Source organism: Rhizobium bangladeshense, from assembly GCF_001662075.1.
Classification (GTDB): Bacteria; Pseudomonadota; Alphaproteobacteria; order Rhizobiales; family Rhizobiaceae; genus Rhizobium; species Rhizobium bangladeshense_B.
Window position 1 is genome coordinate 207,445 of the sequence record NZ_LYPL01000010.1, and the last position, 20,439, is coordinate 227,883.

Annotated in this window: 13 protein-coding genes; 4 read left to right on the forward strand and 9 right to left on the reverse strand. The window is 63.9% G+C overall.

The window, feature by feature from the left end; all coding sequences use genetic code 11:
- Nucleotides 1-147 precede the first annotated feature (147 nt).
- Nucleotides 148-2,229: a penicillin-binding protein 1C gene (pbpC, locus tag A7X77_RS20460; protein WP_064684667.1), complete on the reverse strand. Its 2,082-nt coding sequence runs from the start codon at nucleotides 2,227-2,229 to the stop codon at nucleotides 148-150.
- Nucleotides 2,226-7,697, reverse strand: coding sequence for an alpha-2-macroglobulin family protein (locus A7X77_RS20465; RefSeq protein ID WP_064684668.1), 5,472 nt, complete (start codon nucleotides 7,695-7,697; stop codon nucleotides 2,226-2,228). The genes pbpC and A7X77_RS20465 overlap by 4 nt, the downstream gene beginning before the upstream one ends.
- Before the next feature lie 209 nt (nucleotides 7,698-7,906).
- Here A7X77_RS20465 and msrA point away from each other — a divergent pair, with 209 nt between their 5' ends.
- A complete protein-coding gene (msrA, locus tag A7X77_RS20470) occupies nucleotides 7,907-8,611 on the forward strand; it encodes a peptide-methionine (S)-S-oxide reductase MsrA (RefSeq protein WP_064684669.1) in 705 nt (234 codons plus the stop codon).
- An 8-nt stretch (nucleotides 8,612-8,619) separates the two neighbouring features.
- Here the strand turns inward: msrA and A7X77_RS20475 are convergent, their stop codons facing one another.
- A complete protein-coding gene (locus A7X77_RS20475; RefSeq protein ID WP_432431345.1) occupies nucleotides 8,620-9,165 on the reverse strand; it encodes a L,D-transpeptidase family protein in 546 nt (181 codons plus the stop codon).
- Between the two features lie 262 nt (nucleotides 9,166-9,427).
- On the opposite strand from A7X77_RS20475, the gene A7X77_RS20480 reads away from it, so the two are divergent.
- Complete coding sequence (locus A7X77_RS20480) at nucleotides 9,428-9,868, forward strand: response regulator (RefSeq protein ID WP_064684671.1); 441 nt, start codon at nucleotides 9,428-9,430, stop codon at nucleotides 9,866-9,868.
- A gap of 14 nt (nucleotides 9,869-9,882) precedes the next feature.
- Here A7X77_RS20480 and A7X77_RS20485 read toward each other — a convergent pair whose 3' ends face one another.
- Nucleotides 9,883-10,623 (reverse strand): TetR/AcrR family transcriptional regulator, encoded by a 741-nt coding sequence (locus A7X77_RS20485; protein ID WP_064684672.1) that lies wholly within the window; start codon nucleotides 10,621-10,623, stop codon nucleotides 9,883-9,885.
- A 172-nt stretch (nucleotides 10,624-10,795) separates the two neighbouring features.
- Between A7X77_RS20485 and A7X77_RS20490 the strand changes: the two genes are divergently transcribed.
- Complete coding sequence (locus tag A7X77_RS20490; protein ID WP_064684673.1) at nucleotides 10,796-11,995, forward strand: multidrug effflux MFS transporter; 1,200 nt, start codon at nucleotides 10,796-10,798, stop codon at nucleotides 11,993-11,995.
- Nucleotides 11,996-12,136: 141 nt separating this feature from the next.
- Nucleotides 12,137-13,429 carry an MFS transporter gene (locus A7X77_RS20495; RefSeq protein ID WP_064684674.1) on the forward strand — a complete coding sequence of 431 codons (1,293 nt, stop codon included), beginning with the start codon at nucleotides 12,137-12,139 and terminating at the stop codon, nucleotides 13,427-13,429.
- 5 nt (nucleotides 13,430-13,434) lie between these two features.
- Here A7X77_RS20495 and A7X77_RS20500 read toward each other — a convergent pair whose 3' ends face one another.
- The 5 genes from A7X77_RS20500 to A7X77_RS20520 all read right to left on the reverse strand — a co-directional run bounded on the left by A7X77_RS20500 (nucleotide 13,435) and on the right by A7X77_RS20520 (nucleotide 20,308).
- The gene (locus tag A7X77_RS20500) at nucleotides 13,435-14,472 is read right to left on the reverse strand and encodes a LacI family DNA-binding transcriptional regulator (RefSeq protein WP_064684675.1); all 1,038 of its coding nucleotides are present in this window, start codon (nucleotides 14,470-14,472) and stop codon (nucleotides 13,435-13,437) included.
- A gap of 88 nt (nucleotides 14,473-14,560) precedes the next feature.
- A complete protein-coding gene (locus tag A7X77_RS20505; protein ID WP_064684676.1) occupies nucleotides 14,561-15,601 on the reverse strand; it encodes a LacI family DNA-binding transcriptional regulator in 1,041 nt (346 codons plus the stop codon).
- 334 nt (nucleotides 15,602-15,935) lie between these two features.
- Nucleotides 15,936-16,250, reverse strand: coding sequence for a hypothetical protein (locus A7X77_RS20510; RefSeq protein ID WP_064684677.1), 315 nt, complete (start codon nucleotides 16,248-16,250; stop codon nucleotides 15,936-15,938).
- A 94-nt stretch (nucleotides 16,251-16,344) separates the two neighbouring features.
- On the reverse strand, nucleotides 16,345-18,243 hold the full coding sequence (locus A7X77_RS20515) for an ABC transporter ATP-binding protein (RefSeq protein ID WP_064684678.1): 1,899 nt from the start codon (nucleotides 18,241-18,243) through the stop codon (nucleotides 16,345-16,347).
- Between the two features lie 256 nt (nucleotides 18,244-18,499).
- A complete protein-coding gene (locus tag A7X77_RS20520; protein ID WP_064684721.1) occupies nucleotides 18,500-20,308 on the reverse strand; it encodes an ABC transporter ATP-binding protein in 1,809 nt (602 codons plus the stop codon).
- Between the last annotated feature and the right edge of the window lie 131 nt (nucleotides 20,309-20,439).

The window sequence follows — 20,439 nt, forward strand, 5'->3', positions numbered from 1 at the left end:
GCCGGGTTTTTGTTCCTTCATGGCGCCGCGCATCTTGTGCGGCTAATGCATGTCGCCCGGAAATGTGCAGCGGTTCCGGGACACCAACATGCATCAAAACAAAAGGGCTAAAGCGCGTCGCATGAATCTTATTTGACGCGACGCGCTTTAGTCGATGAAAACGCCGACGCTTGCGGCTCGTCCGGCGGAGTCGATGACGGTGAGCTTCGAATAGCCGCCGCCGTCGGGCTGCCATTGCTGCGTGCGCCGACGTGAAAGGTCGGGCAGCGGCTTGCCGTTGGCAAGCCAGCGGAAGGGCGCGCGGCCGCCTTGCAGCTTCAGCATCAACGGCGACAGGTCGCCTGCGCCGGCGCCGAGATCGATATGGGCGCCTTCGGGCGGATAGACGATCTGCGGCGCGGGCTCGCGCCCGGAGGCGACGAGCAGGCCGCTGGCATTCAGTGCAAAACGCCGCTGGCTGATCGGAAGCTCCGATTGGGCGATGCGCACGGCTCCGGCCGGGGGTCGCGGCAAGGGCGTTGTGGCGATGCCTGACTTGGCGAAAGCCTCGAACAGGATTGGTGCTGCGGTGCCATAGCCGGTCAGGCCGGGCACGGCGCTGTTGTCGGGCCGCCCGACCCAGACGCCGAGCACATAGCGTCCGTCATAACCGACCGACCAGGCGTCGCGATAGCCGTAGCTCGTGCCGGTCTTGTAGGCGATGCCGCGCTGCGGCGCGCCGGCGGGGGGAATGACGCCGGAGAGAATATCGGCGACATTCCAGACCGCCACCGGCTCGAGCAGCGGTTCACCGTCGAGCTTGCCAGGTGTGCCGGTGATGCCGTCGCCAAGCCTTGCCGGCTGACCGCGATTGGCGAGCGCCGTATAGAGCTGCACGAGATCCTTCAGTGAGATGCCGACGCCGCCAAGGCCGATCGCAAGCCCCGGCGTCTCGTTCGGCGGCAGGGCCGGACGCACTTCGGCGCGGCGGAAGCGCACCAGCAGCCGCGACGGCCCGACGGCGTCGAGCAACTTGACGGCCGGCACATTCAAGGAGAGTTGCAAGGCCTCGCGCACGGTGACGTCGCCTTGGTAGCTCATGTCGAAATTGCGCGGCCGGTAACCGAAGAAATCGGCCGGCCGATCCTCGATGATCGTCTCCTGTGAGACGAGGCCCTGCTCGAAGGCAAGTCCGTAGATGAAGGGCTTCAGCGTCGAGCCGGGCGAACGGTCGACGCGTGTCATATCGATCCAGCCGGAGCGGCTGGCGTCGAAATAATCGGCCGAGCCGACCTCGCCGACGATCGCGCCGGACTGGGCATCCGCCATCACCATGGCGAGCGAAAGCTTCGGCCCTAGCTTCATGGCTGCGGCCCGGGCGACCGCTTCCAGCCCCTGCTGCACCGGCTTCTTCAGGGTCGTCTGATGCTTGAGCACCGCCGGCTGCTTGCGCAGCGCGGCTTCGGCGACATGGGCGGCCAATGCCGGCAGCTGCATGCGCCGCATGGGGATCGCCACAGCCTCGGCCCGGTCCGCCTCGCCGTCGCCGACGGCCTCGGCCACCGCGGCCCGCTCGAGCACGCGCTCGCGCGCCTCTTGCGCCGCCTGGAGATTGCGGTCCGGCCGGCGCCGTTCCGGCAATTGCGGCAGGGCGACAAGCAGGGCGGCTTCGGCGACGGTCAGGCGGCGCGGCTCCTTGCCGAAATAGGCGAGGCTTGCGGCGCGCACGCCTTCCAAATTACCGCCATAGGGCGCATGGGTGAGATAGAGATCGAGAATCTCTTCCTTCGACAGCCGCCGTTCGATCTGCACGGCGCGGGCGAGCTGCAGGAGTTTTGCCGCAAACGAACGTTCCGCGCGCGGCTCGATCAGCCGCGCCACCTGCATCGACAGCGTCGAGGCGCCCGAGACGATGCGGCCATTGCGGACGAATTGCAGGCTGGCCCGCCCGAGAGCCCAGATGTCGACGCCGCCGTGATCGTAGAAACGCTGATCCTCATAGGCGACAAGCATGCGCAGGAATTGCGGATCGACATCGGCGACTCCAGTCTTCAGCCGCCAGCGGCCTTCGGCCGTCGCGAAGGCGCGCAGCAGCTGCCCGTCGGCATCCAGCACCTCCGGGGAAACCATATCCGCCTTGTCGAGCGGCGGCGGAAAGGCCTTGTCGGCGGCGTCGAGCGCAAGGAGGGCCCCGCCGACAAGGACGATGCCGGCGGCAGATCCGATCGCAAACTTGCGCCACAGCCTCATTGTTGCGCCGCCACGACCTCCATCTTGCCGGTCGCCGTGCGGGCCGAAAACTCCGGCCGGTACATGTCATCGACGCTCGCGGCCGGATGGTCGTAGGTGCCGGGAGTGACGGCACGCACCACATAGGCGACGTTGAATTCACGATTGTCGCCCGCCGCACGGTTGAAGGCGGCGACGAAGCGGTCGTAGCGGAATTCGGTATGGGCGGCGGAGATCTCGCCGATCCAGTCGAAATTCGTCATCTGAGCGCTGTCGACGAGGTTGGGATTGTCGATCTCGAAACCGGCGGGCAGAAGATCGGTGATGACAATGCGCGACGGCCAGTCGTTGGTCTCGCGCACATGGATGACGACGACGTAACGCTCGTTCTGCTTGGCCTCGCTGACATTCGCCTGCTCGCCGTCGAGGGTGTAATAGCTACGCTCGATGAGGAAGCCGTCGCCGCCGGCCGGCAGCGGCACGGTCGGGGCGGCAACGGTCGTAACGATGGCCGAGACCGCGTCTTTCGTCTGGTTGGTCAAGGTAAGCGGATGGTCGGCGAGCGCCTCGCCGGCCATCCGGGCCATATAGGCGCCGGTGTGCGCCGCGCCGTTGACGTCGATCTTCAGGCCGTCATCACCGCCCTGGATGGCGCGGGCGGCAAGCAGCATCCAGGTTTCTTCCTGGGTGCTCTTGTATTTGCTGCGACCCCATTCCTTGGCGACCGCCTTGGCAAGATCCGGGATGACGGGCGGCACCGGCCGGCTTTCGGCGGCGAGCGCCAGGATCGCCGCGCCGTCGCGCAGGATCGTGCCGTAATCGGTACGCGACAGGTTCACGCGCGACACCATCGACTGCTGCGACATCTGCAGCGCGTCGAGGAAGATGTTTTTCGAGCGCTGGGCGTCGCCATACAGCGCCAATGCGGCGGCGATATGCGCCTTGGCGAGCGGCGTCGGGAAGTCGTTGATCATCGTATCGGCGTAGTAACGCAGATCGCTGATCGCGGCCTTCTTGTTGCGGGCAAGCACATAGACGGCATAGGCGATCTGGTCGCCCTGACCCTTGATGTCGGTGGTGTAGGAGAGGGTATTCTGCAGGTTTTCGAGCGCCTGCACGAAGGCCCGTTCCGGCACGTCATATTTCATTTCGCGGGCTCGCGTCAGGAAATCGGTGACGTAGGAATCGAGCCAGACGTCGCCCGAATCCGGCCCCCAGAGGCCGAAGCTGCCGGCCGAGGCCTGATAGGAGAGGACGCGGTAGATCGCGTCCTGCACGCGCTTGTGCACGTCGGCGTCGTTTTCGATGCCGGCCTGCTTCGCCACTTCGGCGAAGTAGAGCAGCGGCAGCGCCCGGCTGGTAGTCTGCTCGGCGCAGCCGAAGGGATAGCGGTCGAGCGTCATCAGCAGGGCCGGAATATCGAAGGCGGCCGAACGGGTGACGTTGACGCTGATTGCGGCCCCGGGCAGCACGCTGTCTGCAAGCAAGTTCTTGTCGACCGTGAGTTTTGCCCCCGGCTTCAGCGCCAGCACCCTGCGCTGGGTGATCGGCAGGGATGCCGGGCGCACCGGCACGTCGACGGTCTGGTCGAGCGAAAGGCCGGAGGCGTCGGAGAGGTTGATCGAGACGCTGCCGGTGCCCGGCTGCCTGCCGATCAGCGAAAGCGTCAGTTCCGTCTTTGCGCCGGCTTCGAGGCGGATCGTCTGCGCGGCCGAGGCCTGCTCGATGCCGACCGCCTCGTTGCCGGTCAGCTGCAGTTTGAAATCGCCGGCCGGTGCATCGGTATTGGCGATGTCGAGGCGCAGATCGGCCTTGTCGCCGGGGGCGAGGAATTTCGGCAGGCTCGCGGTCACGACGACGGGATCACGGATGATGACATCCTTCACGCCGTGGCCGACACCTGATTTCGACCAGGCGACCGCCATGACGCGCGCCGTGCCGTTGAATTGCGGAATGTCGAAGGAGACGTTGGCCTTGCCTTCGGCGTCAAGCTTCACCGGACCGGAGAAAAAGGCAACGAGCTTCTGCGTCGGCGGGCTTGCCTGTAGCGCTATGGCGCCGCCGTCGCCGCCGGTCCTGAGCTTGCCGGTGGCGCCTAGCGAACCGTCGATCAGGCGGCCATAGAGGTCGCGGATTTCGAGGCCGAGCTGGCGCTGACCGAAATACCAGTCCTCCGGATTCGGCGGTTCGTAGCGCGTCAGGTTGAGAATGCCAACATCGACGGCGGCAACCGTGACATAGGCGTCCTCATTGGCGCCCGCACCGGCCACCTGCAGGCCGATGTTCAACGGTCCGCGCGGCAGCATCTTTTCCGGCGTGTCGAGTTTGACCTGCAGGGCGCGCTGTTCGGGATCGACCTTGAGCCATTGGATGCCGATCGAGCGCATCGGCATGTGGCTGTCCTGGGCGTCGCCGGGACGGAAGAGGGTCGCGGTCACATAGGCGCCGGCGCCCCAGTCGGCCGTGACGGGGATGTCGATCTCGCCGCCGGTCTCGCCGATCGTCGCATTCTGCACGGCGACCAGCTTTTCGGTTCCTGATGTCACCATCAGCTCGCCGCCGTAGCGCGAGGTGACTTTCAGCTTGGCCGTCTCGCCAATCTTGTAGCTGTCCTTGTCTAGGGCGATTTCCAGGCCGTCCGGCGTTTCGGTCGAGGTCGAGCTCACGAACCAGCCGGCATCGAATTCGACGCTGGAGGTCGGACCGTCGGCATCCGGACTTTCCACCTCGAGGCGATAGCGGCCCCATGTCACCGGCACGGAGATCTTGCCGCCGTCCACCGTCGCGTCGACGCTGCCGTTGGAAATCTGCTCGGCGGTATAGACCGGCTCATATTTCCACGTGGTTCCCTCACGGTACCATTGGTATTGGCGGTTGAGGCTGTAGAATTTCCAGCGCAGCCCCTTGCTCTCCTGCTTCTTGCCGTCGGCGCTGACGCCGATCACCGTGAAGTTGGCGATCGAATTCTCAGGCAGCTCATCGGAAAATTCCGGTTTGATGCCGATCGAAGCGCGCTCGCTCTTCACCGGGATGACAAGCGAGCGTTCGATGGCGCGCCCGCCCGCTTCCTGCATCCTGATATAGACGGTGGCGTTGAGCAGCTGGGTCGTTGCCGGCAGGTCGCCGACGGTGAGGTCGGTCGAGGCTTGCCCGTTCTCGTCGAGCTCCGGCAGGCCGTCGATCGGCAGGCGGGAATCTTCGCTCGCGTCCTCGTCGGCAAGCCCGAACTGGAAGCCCTTATAGGCGGCGCTCTCACGCGTCGGCTTAACGACGACGTCGCCTTCAAGCGTCAGACCGACGGCCGGGGCGCCGTAGAGATACTTGCCCGAAATCGTGATATTCGCCGGCGTATCCGGGCCGATTTCCTTGGCCTCGGTCTTGATCTCCATGTCGGTGCGATCGGGCACGAAATCATCGACGAGGAAACTTTTGCTGGCGATCGCGCTGCCCTTGGGATCGGTATAGATGTTCATCGTCCAGGTGCCGCGCATGGCGTTTTCCTGGGTGGCGAAATCGACGGAATAACCGCCGAGATTGCTGGTCTGGCTGACGATCCGCCGGTCTTCGACGCCGTCCGGCCGGCTGAAGATGAAGGTGAGCGGCAGGTTCTCGATGGCGTTGCCGTCGGTGTCGCGGGCAAGCGCCTGGGCATGCACTGTCTCGCCGGCGCGGTAGATGCCGCGTTCGGTGAAGGTCAGCACATCGATCGCGCCGGGTGCTGCGCGGCCGGTGACGCCGCGGTCGGAGAGATCGAAGCCGGCCCGGGTCATGTCGAGGAAGACATAGTCCGACGTGCCGTTCTTGGCGGCGATGACGGCGGGCGTCAGCGCCGCCGTGCCGCGGATCAGGCCGGCGGTGAAGGTGGCGCGGCCGTTTTCGTCGGTCGTCGCGGTGCCGAGCACTTCATTGTTCTTGGCGAGCAGCTGCAGTTCGACGCCTGACATCGGCTTGGCCGAGGCGAGCGAGCGGGCGAAGACGTTGAGCCCGTCGGTGCCGGCATAGGTGGTGATGCCGATATCGGAGACCAGGAACCATTGCGTCGCCTGCGATTCCCACTCCTGCGACGGGGCGTTCGGCGCCGTCGCGGTCATCACGTAAATGCCGGGCTTGCGCTCGGGCAGCGCCTCGTCGACCGGGAAGCTGGTGACGATGTCCTTGTTGAGATCGTTGGCGATGTCGATCGAGCCCTGCCAGACCAGTTCGCCGTTCTGGTCCTGGATGTTCTGGGCGCTGTAGCCGTCGAGCTGGCTGAGGAACTGCGAGTTTGCCAACAGCGGTGCGATGGCGCGATCGCCGATGCGGTAGAGCTTGAGGTTGGCCGAGGTCAGGTTGACCGAGACGATCGGAATGCCGCGGCGCGCCGTCGAGGGCAGCACGAAGCTGTCGCCGGTAAACCGCACCATCTGGCTGCGGTCCTTGATGTAGACGTCGATGCTGACGGGCGCTTCCAGGGTCTCGTCGACGGACGACGGCAGGCCGGTGCGGAAGGCGATCTTATAGGTCTCGCCGTGCGTCAGTCCCTCGACGCAGATCTGCTTGTCCTTGGTTTCCACCGCCTTGGGCGCGGCGCCGTTCAGCGTCACGAAGGGCGTGTAGTCGGTGGTCTTGACGAGCGACTCGGAGAAGGTGGCGCAGGCCCGCGGTGTGGCGCTGTCGGCGTCGACCGTGTGTTCGGTGATGCGGAAGCCCTGCGTCGCCTTCAGCTGCAGATAGGCCGCCTGCACATCGTCGGAGGCAACCAGTGCCAGGCTCGCCTTGTAGGCGTGGAGGGCCGCGCGGTAATTGGCGTTTCGGTCCAGGGCGTCGGCGAGCACGGCGAGCGCCTCGGCGCGCTTGGCCTTGGTGCGGGTCAGCTCGTAGCCGTTCAGCGCGTCGAGCACGGCCTGGCCGCTCGTGCCGGTCTGGGCGCTGCCGAGCGAAGCGGCGGCGCGGGCGGTTTCGAGCCAGAGATCGGCATCACCGGGGGTGATCGACAGCGCACCGTGGAACGCGATCAGCGCGTCGGTCAGATTGTTGGCAGTCATGTCGAGACGGGCGCTGGCCGTCAAGCTGTCGACGCTCTGGCCCTGCTGGGCGTCGGTCAGGGCAAGATTGTCCCTGAAGTCGTGGGCCTGCTGGATCAGGTCGTTGGTCAGGAAGGTCAGGCGCGGCGCCGCGCCGATATCCGGCTCCTTCTGGGCGGCCGTTTCGACGATCTTGCCGGCGATGGCGCCGGGGAAGGCGTTCATCGTCTTGAAATCGGATTTCAGGAAACACCATTTCACCTTGGGATTGTAAGTGAAGGCCTTGCAGCTCTTGTCGCCGATGCAGGAAGTCTTGCACTGATCGAGCGAGACGTTCTGCTCGGTGCGAAGATCGAAGCCGAAGAAATCGGCGTCCTTGATCGTCTGGATGTCACGCTTCGTTTCCGCAGCTGCGGCTGGAAAGCTGACGGTGATCACGGACAAAAATGCGATGCTGGCGAACGCGAAGAACGAGCGCACGGACATAGGTTCCCCCCAAAGGATACAGGCGATGCTGGCTCTGACTGGCCGCACTCTCCTCACTCCTCACGAGATTGTCAACTCAACTTGAGGGTTGTTTCACCTTCGCACAGACGCATTCTTCGGGCTGTCACATCGGCGTGAGCAACCGCTTTGTGATTTGCCGCATTTGCAAGGGTGAGCAAGGATTTGGACGACCCTTTGGAGGTAGCCCGATGTCCAACTCTTCCAACCGCCGGCGCCTCGCCACGTTCCTTGCCGTCGCGGCCGTCTTGCTCGGTGCGGATGTAGCCGCCGCTGCCGAAGAGGCGGTCGTCATCCCGCCGCCTGTTATCGACGAAGCTGCCGGCTCGGGCACGGAGACCGCCATTTTCGCCGGCGGCTGCTTCTGGGGCGTCCAGGGCGTCTTCCAGCATGTGAGGGGTGTCGAAAGTGCCGTCTCCGGTTATGCCGGCGGCACGGCCAAAACGGCGCAGTACGAAATCGTCAGCACCGGCTCGACAGGCCATGCGGAAGCCGTCGAGGTGAAGTTCGACCGGAAACAGGTCAGCTACGGCAGGTTGCTGCAGATTTTCTTCTCGGTAGCGCATAACCCGACGCAGCTGAATTACCAGGGACCTGACCGCGGCACCCAATATCGCTCGGCGCTGTTCGTCCTCGATCCGCAGCAGCGCAAGGTCGCCGAGCGCTATATCGACCAGCTCGACAAGGCGCATGTTTTCCCACGGCCGATCGTTACCAAAGTGTCGGACGCCGCCGGCTTCTATCCGGCTGAGGCCTATCATCAGGATTTCCTGACGCTCAACCCGACCTATCCCTACATCGTCTACAACGACCTGCCGAAAATCGAGAACCTGAAGTCGCTGTTTCCGGCCGACTACCGCAGCGAGCCGGTCCTCGTCGGGAAGACCAAGGGCTGATTAACCCGTCAGGGCATGATGTCGATCGGCGTATGGTCGGGAACGCGGGCCCAGATCTCGCGCATCTCCGCGTTGGTGACGGCGATGCAGCCATCGGTCCAATCCACCAGGCGGTGAAAGTCTCCGAGCAGGCCCCAGCCATTGGGCAGCCCGTGGATCATGATGTTGCCGCCGGGCGGAAAGCCGTTCACGTGAGCTGCGCGCTGCTCTTCCGGCTTCGGATAGGAGATGTGCAAGCTCAGATGCGCCATGGATTTCGGATTGCGCCAGTCTATTTCATAGCGCCCTTCCGGTGTTTTTTCGTCGCCTTCGCGCTGCTTGGGGCCGGCATCGGCCGCCCTCCCGAGCGAAATCCGATATGTCGCGATGGGAGCGTCCGCTCTGAGAAGAACCATGCGGCGTTCGGACTTATAAACACGGATGAGGTCGGCGCGTTGCTCCAGCGGCGCATCCGGAGGCGGCGAGCCCGATCCGATCCTGGCCATCACCTTGGTATAGGCGAAAAGGCCGACGGCCACGAGGGCCAGGACGATAAGCTTGGTTCTCAACGGCATCCTCCAAAAGCATGGAATAATCAAATCGTATCATTGCGCCCGCATCAAGAAGCGCGGGCCCGGGATTGAGCATGATCGAGCACCGGTTTTTCTTCGCCGGCTTTCGGTTAAGATTTTATCAACGTTAACAATATCTTAAATCCTGGAAATCGCAGTTCCACTGCGGAACATATCGTCAAGTTGCCCGTTACGACAACGAGTTTCGTGCAGCACAGACTGCCGGATCCTTCTTTCGAAGTATGGCGTAACAAGGGGACGTATCATGGCCACCAATGTCGTGCGGCGCTGGCAACGAGATGATCTCATGAACCAGCGGGTATTGATCGTCGAAGATGAATTCCTCATCGCACTCGATCTCGGCGCGACAGTGGAAGGCATGGGCATGCAGGTCGCCGGCCTGGCGAATGATCGCGAACAGGCGTTGCGGCTGGCGCCGTCGGCCGATATCGCCTTCGTCGATGTCAATCTCGCTGATGGCCCGACCGGGCCCGAGCTCGGCCGGCGGCTGGCGGAAGAGCACGGCATCGCCGTCGTCTTCATGACCGGCAATCCCGAGAGCGTCGCCGACGGCGTCAAGGGAGCGGTCGGCGTCGTCCAGAAGCCGGTCATGCCTTCGGTTGTCGAACAGCTGGTGAAATATCTTGCCGCGCGCCGCGTCGGCATGTTCGCGGTCGTGCCGGCGCAGATGACGGTTTTTGCGTGATCGGAAGCGCCTGATCAGCCGGATACGGCTGCCAGCTGCGGCTGAGCGCCGGCATTTTCCGCCGGCGGTTGGCCATAGGCCCTGAGAAAGGTACGAACGGCATTGCGGGCCGCCTTTTCCAGTTCCGCGTCGGTCGGAGTTCCCCCGAAAAGGGTCATCATCTGCAGGTCGGCATTGGCGAGCGCGACGAACTGCCGGGCGGCGACGTCGAAATCGTCGATGACCAGCGCTCCCTTTTGCGCCAGCCGCGCGAGAAGCGCGGCAAGCGCGGTGGTCAGCTTGCCGGGTCCGTGCTGGCGCCAGCTTTCGAAGAGGTGCGGATAGCGCTCGCCCTCCGTCTGCACCAGCTTGCGCAGGAATTTTCCGTCATGGTTGCAGAGGCAATTCTTGTTGAGGCGCACGACGAAGGCCGTCAGGTCGTCCTCGAGATTGACGGCATTGTCAGGGAAGGCCGACAGCACGGAGAAGAGCATGGCGTTGGCGCGGTTCATGACGTCCTCGACGACGGCGACGAACAGCGTTTCCTTCTCGCGATAATGGTTGTAGATCGTCTGCCGGGAGACACAGGCGACGGCGGCGATCTCGTCGATGCTGGCGGCGGCGAAACCCTGGCGGCAGAAGACGTCGGCGGCGGCATCGAGGATGGACATGCGCTTGGCGCATTGCCCGCGCTGGGTATGTCCCGTCATCCGGCTTGCCGGTGTCATGCGATCTTTCATGCGAGCGAAGATAAGACGTCTTGACCTCTTAGACAATGGCGCCTAGTTTTACATCTGTGTCCAAATTTATTGACACTCCTGGTTCAGCCGCTGAAGATATGAGCTCCCAACTTCGTCTTCGCGCGAACGATCATCATTGAACCCCTAAGAGCAATGCGGCGGAGTGACGACCCGGCGCTCCGCTTCGCTTTTATGAAAGATCACCATTATGACGGCTTCCTTCTTTCGCATTGCGCTCATTCTCGGCCTTCTGTCGGCCATCGGCCCCTTTGCTATCGATATGTATCTGCCGGCGCTGCCTTCGATCGGCCAGGACCTGCATGCCAATAATAATGTCACGCAGCTGACCCTGCTCGCCTTCTTCATCTCCTTCGCGCTCGCCCAGCTCTTCTACGGTCCGCTGTCCGATATGTGGGGCCGCAAGCTGCCGCTCTATCTCGGCATCGGCCTCTTCGCGCTCGCCTCGGTCGGCTGCGCGCTTGCGACCGATATCGAAACCCTGATCGCCTTCCGTTTCGTCCAAGGCTTCGGCGGCGCCGCCGGCATGGTCATTCCGCGCGCCATCGTCCGCGACATGCATACCGGCGTGCAGGCCGCGCGCCTGATGTCGCTGCTGATGCTGGTCTTCTCGATCTCGCCGATCCTGGCGCCGCTGACCGGCAGCGCCGTCATCGAATTCTACGGCTGGCGCGGCGTGTTCTGGGCGGTGACAGCAGCTGCCTTGATCGGCCTCGTCCTGCTTGCCACTCAGCTTGACGAGACGCGCCCGGCCACCGAGCGCAGCGGCAGCGGCCTCGGGAGCGCCATGGCCGCCTACCGGCTGCTGCTTTCCGACCGCAACTTTCTGACGCTGACCTTCATCGGCGGCCTCGGCATTTCGAGCTTCCTCGTCTATCTCGCCAACTCGCCCTTCGTGCTGATTGAGCATTATGGGCTGACGCCGACGCAGTACAGCTTCGCCTTCTCGATCAACGCCGTCTCCTTCTTCGCGGTATCGCAGGCGACGGGCTGGCTCGGCGAGCGTTTCGGGCTGGTGCGCGTCATGCGGATCGCCGTCAGCGCCTTCGCGCTTGCCATGGTCGTCATGGCGGTGGTGATGGCTTCGGGCTTCAACGCGCTGCCTGTCATGGCAAGCTTCCTGTTCATCGGTTACGGCTTCCTCGGACTCGTCATCCCGACGAGCGCGGTGCTGGCGCTTGAGGATCACGGCGCAATCGCCGGCACCGCTTCGTCGCTGATGGGTACGCTGCATTTCGTCATCGCCGCCGTCGCCATGGTGATCTCGAGCCTGTTCTTCGACGGCACCGCCGTCCCGATGGCAGCCGGCATCGCCGTCTGCGCCTTCGCAGCCTTCGTGCTGACCCAGGCAACGATCGGCCGCCGCGCCGCCGTCGCCGCTGCTGAATAGTCAAAACCGGCCGCACCCGATCCCCGGATGCGGCCACCAATCTGGGTTGCGGCATCGGGGAAATACCTCGTCCAATTGAATATTGCCGGGCGGCACTATCTACGGTCCTCCGACGCAACATGATCATTTTGGAGAAAACGCATGGTCGATGAGAAGCGGCTGATCTCGAAAATCACCTGGAGGCTGATGCCGTTTCTCGGCATCCTCTATCTGATCGCCTATATCGACCGGCAGAATGTCAGCTTCGCCAAGCTGCAAATGGTCGATGCCCTTGGCCTGAGCGAATATGCCTATGGCCTTGGCGCTTCGCTCTTCTTCATCGGCTATTTTCTCTTCGAGGTGCCGAGCAATCTCTTCCTCGACAGGCTCGGCGCACGTGTCTGGTTCGCCCGCATCCTGGCCTCCTGGGGCCTCGTCACCATCGGGCTCGCCTTCACCCAGAACGCGGCGATGTTCTATATCCTGCGCTTCCTGCTCGGCGTCTGCGAAGCCGGCTTCTTTCCCGGCGTTCTCTATCTCCTGACGTTGTGGTTCCCGTCAGCCTATCGCGGCCGGATGGTCGGCCTGTTCATGATCTTCAGCGCGATCGCCAATGCCGTCGGCGCACCGCTCGGCGGCGCGCTGCTCGATCTCGACGGCCTCTACGGCTTTGCCGGCTGGGAATGGGTTTTCCTGGCGACCGGTATTCCCGCCGTCATCGCCGGCATCGTCACCTTCTTCTATCTTCCCGGCCGGCCGGAAAATGCGAGCTTCCTGAGCAGCGAGGAAAAGGCCTGGCTCGAACGGCGGCTGGCCTCGGAAAATGCCGGCATGGGCGAACATGCGTCGGACGGCTTCAAGGCGCTCGTCGACCCGCGCGTCCTTTTGATGGCGCTCTGCTATATCGCTTTTCCGCTGTCGGCCTATGGTCTCAGCTATTGGCTGCCGACCATCGTCAAGGCCTTCGGCGTCAGCAACACCGTCAACGGTTTTCTCAACGTCATTCCCTGGCTGCTGGTCGCGGTCTCGCTCTATGCCGTCCCGGCCATGGCCGACAAGGCGCAATCGAAGACGCCCTATATCGTCATTCCGGCGTTCATCGGCGCGGCCTGCCTGCTGCTATCGGCACTGATTCCGAACCACACGCTGCAATTTTCCTTCCTCTGCATCGCCGCCGCCGGCATCTTCGCGCCGCAGCCGGTGTTCTGGAGCCTGCCCTCGCGGTTCCTGAAAGGGGCGGGTGCGGCGGCCGGGCTTGCCGCCATCAATTCGGTCGGCAATCTCGGCGGCTTCGTCGCCCAGAACGTCGTGCCCTGGATCAAGGATGAAAGCGGCAGCACGATCGCACCGATGTTCTTCCTCGCCGCCTGCCTTGCCGCCGGCGCCCTCTTGGTCTTCTTCGTGACGCGTCAGTTGTCGAGCCGGGAAGCTGCGGTGGCGCCGAGCCGGATCTGAAGGCTTCAGCGCGTCAGCGTGAAGGCGTCGCTTTCGCCCGGAACGAGCTCCATCGGCCAGATCCTGCTGCGGGCGCCCTGCGGATAATGCTCGGCATAGGCCGGCATGGTGGCGAGCAGGGTTTCGCCGAGCTGGGCGCCGAGATCGCGCAGCGACATGCGGAAGGAGGTCAGCGACGGCTGCAGGAAATGCGTGCGCGGCTCCTCGCGGAAACCGACGACGGCAAGGTCGCGGCCGGGCACGATGCCGGCCTCGGCCAGCCTGCGGTAAAGCCCGATCGCCATCAGCTCGTGGATCAGGATGATCGCGGTCGGCCGGTCTTCGATCATCAGCAATTCGTGGCCGGCCTGATAGCCGCCCTGTTCGCTCGACTTGACGCGGATGACCAGCGCCGGGTCGAAGGCAAGGCCGTGGCGTTGCAGCGCCTGACGGTAGCTGTCGAGGAAGATGTAGCCGAGATTGATGTCGGAGGAGGGGGCAGCCACCGCAATCCGCCTGTGGCCCTTGGCGACGAGCCGGTCGACGCCGCGCGCCGCCACGCCTTCGAAATCGAGGTCCATCCAGGTATAGCTGCCGCCCGACGCGCTGCGGCCGAGCGCCACAAAGGGGATGCGCGCCTTTTCCAGAAGCTCGATGCGCCGGTCGGTGCGCCGTGTTGCCGAGATGATCAGCGCATCGACGAGGCGGCGCGCCACCATCCGCTTCAGATATTCGTGCGGATCCTCATCATCGGGGCAGGGCAGCATGACCAGATCGAGCTTGTGGCGAGAAAAGACGCTCTGCAGCCCGTCGGTGACGCCGAGGAAGAAGTCGTCGCTGTTTTCGACCGTCTCGCGGCTGACCTCGAGCATCAGCCCGATGACATTGGTCATGCCCTGGCGCAGGCTGCGGCCCGACTGGTTGGCGACATAACCAAGCTCTTCGGCGGCGGCGAGTACGCGCCGGCGCGTTTCGTCATTGACGTCGGGCTTGCCGTTCAGCGCGCGGGACACGGTGCCGATCGAAATGTCGAGATGCTCGGCGAGCTGGCGAATTCCCTTCATCTCTGGCGATCTTCCTCCCTTGCAGCGCCGCGCGTCGTCGCCCTTCTTGCCACAGGACGGCGTCTGCGAAAAGCCATGGGGGAAGAGGTTACGGTCTGAAGCTCAGGCGGATGACGAGTTCGGGAATGACGCGTTCGTAAGCCGGCGGCGAATCCGGGTTTTCCAGCCGCCGCTCCAACAGCGCGACGGCGCGTTGCGCCATGGTCAGCGGGTCCTGCCGGAAGGTGGTCAACTGATAGCTCAGCCACGCGGATTCCGGCACGTCGTCGAAGCCGATGACGGCGACATCCTCGGGGACGCGCAGCTGCGCTTCCAGGCGCAGGACATCCATCAGCCCGAAGGCGATCTGGTCATTGGCGCAGAAGACGGCGTCGGGCTTTGTTTTTTCCGCGAGAAGCGCGCGCCCGGCGGTGACGCCGCCGTCATAATCGGAATCGCCGCCGCGGGCGAGGGTGACGGATGCGCCAAGCGCCTCCGCCGCCGAAAGGAAGGCGCTTTCGCGTTCGACGATCGCAGGCGTTCCCGTATTGGAGCCGATGGCCGCCAGCCGACGCCGGCCGCTGTCGTAAAAAGCCGTCGCCGCCTTGCGTGAGGCTTCGGAGTTGCCGGCGCGCACGTGGTCGGCGTCGGGCTCCGACCGGCCGATGACGACGAGCGGCTGGCCGTTTCGCTGCGCGAGCTCGAGGAAACTTGCCGGCGGCGAGCCGGAGAGAATGATGATCGCCTCGGCGCGGTGGCCGATCAGCATCTTCTGGGCGGCGAGCAGTTCCTCTTCCGTCTGACCGGTGTCGATGAGGATCGGAATGCTGCCGCGGCGGATCAGGGATTTGGCAAGGGCTGCGGCGAGATGCGCGCGAAAGCCGACCTCCGGCCGCGTTGCGACGATGCCGACGAGGCGGCTCTGATTGGCAAGCACGCCGCGCGCCAGATCATTGACATGGTAGCCGAGCTCTTCAGCCGCCCGCAGCACCTTTTCGCGCGTTGCCGGGGCGACGCTTGCGCCCGGCGTGAAGGTGCGCGAGACAGCCGAGCGCGAAACGCCCGCCAGATGCGCCACCTGCTCGGCGCTGACGAAGCGCATGCGCTCCTTTTTCGGCGTTTTGCCGGCATTCACGGGACCATCATTCATCGGCCCTCAGCTATTGCGTGTCTCTGACAGGCAGATGACAGGCGGCGGGGCGGGTGGATTTTTTGCGAAGATACTGTTGTGAGCATGCCCCGGGGAGACGTTGGCGAGGAACGGAGAGGTCGCGGCATATTCCCTTGGCCCCACACTTACGGTCCGACGGACAGGTCGAGACCCGCGGCTCGACCCCGGTTGGTGGCGGCAGCCGGATGAGGGGCTGCTCTCCTGCCGGCATGCCGTTGATATTAAACTAAAAAAGCCGAGGCTGCGGAACGCAACCTCGGCTGAGAGCCGAGCGGCGCTGACCAGTTCAACGCCGCTTCAAATAACTTCAGGTCTACTCGCAGACCTGCACGGTTTCGACGTGGTAGCCGCCGTCATAGCGGTTGCGGACGTCGCGGTCCTCATACCAGCATCTCGGCTGGGGTTCGATATAGCGGGGGCTCTCCACATAACGAGGGCCTTCATCGACGTAGCGTGGGCCACCATTGGCGATTGCGCCGCCGATCAGGCCGCCGACGACACCTGCGGCTACGCCGCCGGCGATGATGCGGCCGGTATTGTCGTGATGACGGTCGCGTGCGGCAGCGGGCTGAATAGCCGATCCAACAAGGGCCGTCGCGATCAACAGGCTGCTAATAATTCTCTTCATAACATTCTCCTCAGTGGGCACTCGCCCCGGATAAGAGGAAAATACGGCAGCAAGGCGTTTGTTCGTTCAAACTTTGCGACAGGCGTTAATGCAGTCAGGTCGCCGATTGCGTCGCCGTCGTCTCCTCCAGCACATCTTCGGGTATATCGTCGAAAGAGGCGTAATTGAGGTTATAGAGCCTGGAGTACAGCTTGCCGTTCTTCATCAGCTGGCGATGATCACCGCATTCGATGATCTCGCCGTTCTGCAGCACGATGATGCGGTCGGCCTCGCGGATCGTCGCCAGGCGGTGGGCGATGACCAGGCCGGTACGGTTTTCGAGCAGCTTCACCAGCGCCTTCTGGATTAGCATCTCGGTATAGCTGTCGATATTGGCGGTCGCCTCGTCGAGCACCAGGATTTTCGCGTCTGCCACCAGCGCACGAGCAAAGCTCAAAAGCTGGCGCTGGCCGAGCGAAAGATTGCCGCCGCGCTCGCCGAGAATGCTGTCGTAGCCATCGGGCAGGCGCATGATGAAATCATGGGCGCCGACCGCCTTCGCCGCCTCGATCACCTGCTCGCGCGTCGCTTCCAGCTTGTGGTAGCGGATGTTTTCGAAGACGGTGCCGGTGAAGAGGAAGGGTTCCTGCAGCACCATGGCGATCTGCGCCCCCAGCGAATCCTGCGTCAGGTCACGCACATCGTGGCCGCCGACCAGCACCTCCCCCTGCTGCACGTCGTAGAAGCGGTGGATCAGCGACATGCAGCTTGATTTGCCGGAACCCGTCGGCCCGACCAGCGCCACCGTCTCGCCGGGATTGACCTTGAAGCTCACATGTTTCAGCACCGGGTGCTTCGGATTGTAGCCGAAGACGACGTCCTTGAATTCGACCGAACCGTCCATGTCGCGCGACAGGGTCTTGGCGTCGGGGGCGTCCTTGATGTCGACGGGCACGTCGAGCACTTCGGTCAGCCGCTGGCCGGACGCCATGGCGCGCTGCATCACCGAATATTGCAGGGTCAGCGACCGGATCGGGTCGAAGAAGCGCTGGATGTAGAACAGGAAGGCGACGAGCACGCCGACATCGAGCGCCTGGTTGAGAACGCGGGCGCCGCCGACGACGATGACGAGCGCCATCGCCACGCCGGTCAGGCTGTCGACGATCGGCACCATCACCTGCGCATAGCGCGCTGCCGTCAGATGCGTTTTGAGGTTGGCATGCGCCTTGTCGTCGTAGAGCGTGAAGTTGACGCCCTGCCGGTCCATGCTCTGGACGGCGCGCACGCCATGGATCGCTTCGGCAAGTGCACCGTTGGCGACCGAATTGGTCTCATGCGCGGCCATGAAGGATTTGCGGGCGAGGGGCAGCCAGAACAGCCGGACGACGAAGAGCACCGGCAGCACCGAGAGCGTCAGCAGCCCCAGCTTGAAATCGAGATAGAGCATCACGAAAACGATGCCGAAGAGCAGCACGATGTCGCCGACCGAGAGCACCGAGGTTTCGAGGAATTCCTGCATCGAGTTGACGTCGCCCTGCAGGCGCGACATCAGCCGCCCCACTTCGGTCTTGTCCATGAAGGAGAGCGAGACGCGCTGGAGATGCGAGAACATCGCCTTGCGGATGTCGAAGAGCACCTCTTCCGCGACATTGCCGACCAGCGTCTCTTGGGCATAGCTTGCCGCATAATTGATAAGGATGGCGATGGCGAAGGCGACGATCGCCCAAATCAGAGCCGAAGGATTGCCGCCCGGCGACATGCCGTGGTCGATGGCGTAACGGATGATCAGCGGGATCAGCAACTGCATTGTCGTGAAGGTCAGGACAGCAGCGATCGCCCAGAGCACCTGGGTGCGGTAGGGGTGGACGAAAGCCCAGATGCGCTTGACGATGTTGCCGTCGAAGGCCTTGCCGAACATTTCCTCCTCGACGCGATGCGAGCCGACCACCGCCCGCGGCGGCCGGCGCCCATCCTCGCGCACGTCGGGACGCTCAGTTTCCAGTTCCTCGGCCATCACAATCTCCCTAGCACCACGGCCTTATTCTGGTTTGGCGGCCGCTGACCGCGAATAGCCTCGATCCGCAGCGAGTGGTTGTGGAGGAATAACCTATCCTCCCCTCATTCCTGTGCTCGTCACAGGAATCCAGCCACCGCGTGTCTGCGCGGTGAATGATTCTTAAAACGGTTTCCCGCGCCAAGGACTTGGCGCACTGGATCCCTGTGACGAGCACAGGGATGAGGGCGCAAGAGGAAACGCCGCCACCCAAGCGTCACGCACTCAGCACCTCGTCGCCCGGCCGCACCTGCAGGTCGTAGAGCGCCTTGTAGCGCCCACCGAGCGCAAGCAGCGCCGGATGCGTGCCGCGCTCGACGATCCTTCCGTCTTCGACGAACAGGATCTGGTCGGCATGCATCAGCGAGCTCAGGCGATGGGCGACGATGATCGTCACGCGGTCGGCGGCATAGCGGCGCATGGCGCTGCGGATGCGCTGTTCGGTGGCCGCGTCGATTGCCGCCGTCGAATCGTCGAACACCATCACCGCCGGCTTCAGCATCAGCGCGCGGGCGATCGAGAGGCGCTGCCGCTGGCCGCCGGACAGCGAAACGCCGCGTTCGCCGACGACGGTGCCGTAGCCGGTGGGAAGGCCGAGCACGTAATTGTGCAGCTGGGCACTTTCGCTGGCGCGTTCGATGCGGCTTTCCTTCGCCCACGGGTCGCCGTAGGCGATGTTGTTCTCGATCGTCGTCGTGAACAGGAAGGAATCCTGCTGCACGACGGCAACGGCCCGGCGCAGCGACTGCAGCGTCGCCTTGCGGATATCCTGGCCGTCGATGGTAATCCTGCCGCCGCTGACGTCGTAGAAACGTGGGATCAGATGGGCGATGGTCGATTTGCCGCTGCCGGGCGGGCCGACGATGCCGATCGTCTGGCCGCGCCGGGCTTCGAAGGAGACATCCTGCAGCACCGTGCGCTTTTCCGAGCCGGGATAGGCGAAGCTGACATTCTCGAAGCGCAGCACGCCATCCGTTACTTCCAATTCCCTGGCATCCGGCGCGTCCTTGATCGCGATGTCGAGGTCGAGCAGGGCAAAGAGGCGCGTGCCGCAGGTGGAGGCGCGGGCAAAGGCGTTGACCATCAGGCCGAGCTGGCGCACCGGCATCTGCAGAATGGTCATGAAGGTCAGGAAGGAGGCGAGTGTGCCGACGGTCATCTCGCCCGATGTCACCTTGCCGCCGCCGATCCAGAGCACGAGGCCCATGGCGGCGAAGAAGGAGAAGGTCATCGCGCTGGTATTGGCGACGCGGATGCCGACGCGCTGATGGGCGAGCGCCAGGGCATTCTTCGAGGCCGCCTCGAATTTGGTGAGCTCATGCTCCTGCGCGGCAAAGGCGCGCACGACGCGGATGCCGCCGAGATTCTCCTCCATGATGCGGGTCAGCACCGACAGCCGCTCCTGCAGGTCGAGCCAGGTGGCGCGCAGCCTGAGCTGCGTCACCGAGGAGCGCCAGCCGACGAAGGGCACGAAGGAGAGCGCCAGCAGCCCGAGCACGACATCGGTCGACAGCAGCAGATAGGCGCCGATGCCGATCAGGATCGTGAGCAGGATCATGCGCACCAGGGCGGTGGAAAAATACATGCGCACGCCTTCGAGATCGAGCATGCCGACGGTGATCAGGTCGCCGGAATGCACCGTGTCGTGAAAGCTGAAGGAGAGACGCTGGATCTTTTCGTAGCAGGCGAGGCGCAGCTCGTAGCCTATGTGGTGGCCGACGGCTTCGCTGTAATAGTTCTGCACCATGGTGAAGAGGCCGCGCAGCACGCTGGCCCCGAGCAGCAGCAAGGCCGTGGTCAGCAACGCGTCCTGCGCCGCCTGGCCCGCCGCCCCACCGCCCATTGCCATCTGCGTGTGGTCGACGGCCTCGCCGAGAAGGCGGGGGATCATCAGCTGGAAGGTCGAGGCGACAAGGGTTGCGCCGATCGCAAAACCCGCCTGCCAGGGGTGGCGGAAGGCCATCACGGTGATGCGCACCAGTGTATAGAGGCCTCGGCCCCAACCTGCCGCAGTTGCAAGCGCCATCGAAGCCGAAGGCTTCGTCGCACGTGTTAACGCATCGCTGCTCACGGTGTTTTTCCAATAGATGTGTGCTCGGACGCTGGCCCGAAAAGGCGGCAAATCCATGAAGGGATTGATAGCACCGTCAGTTTTGC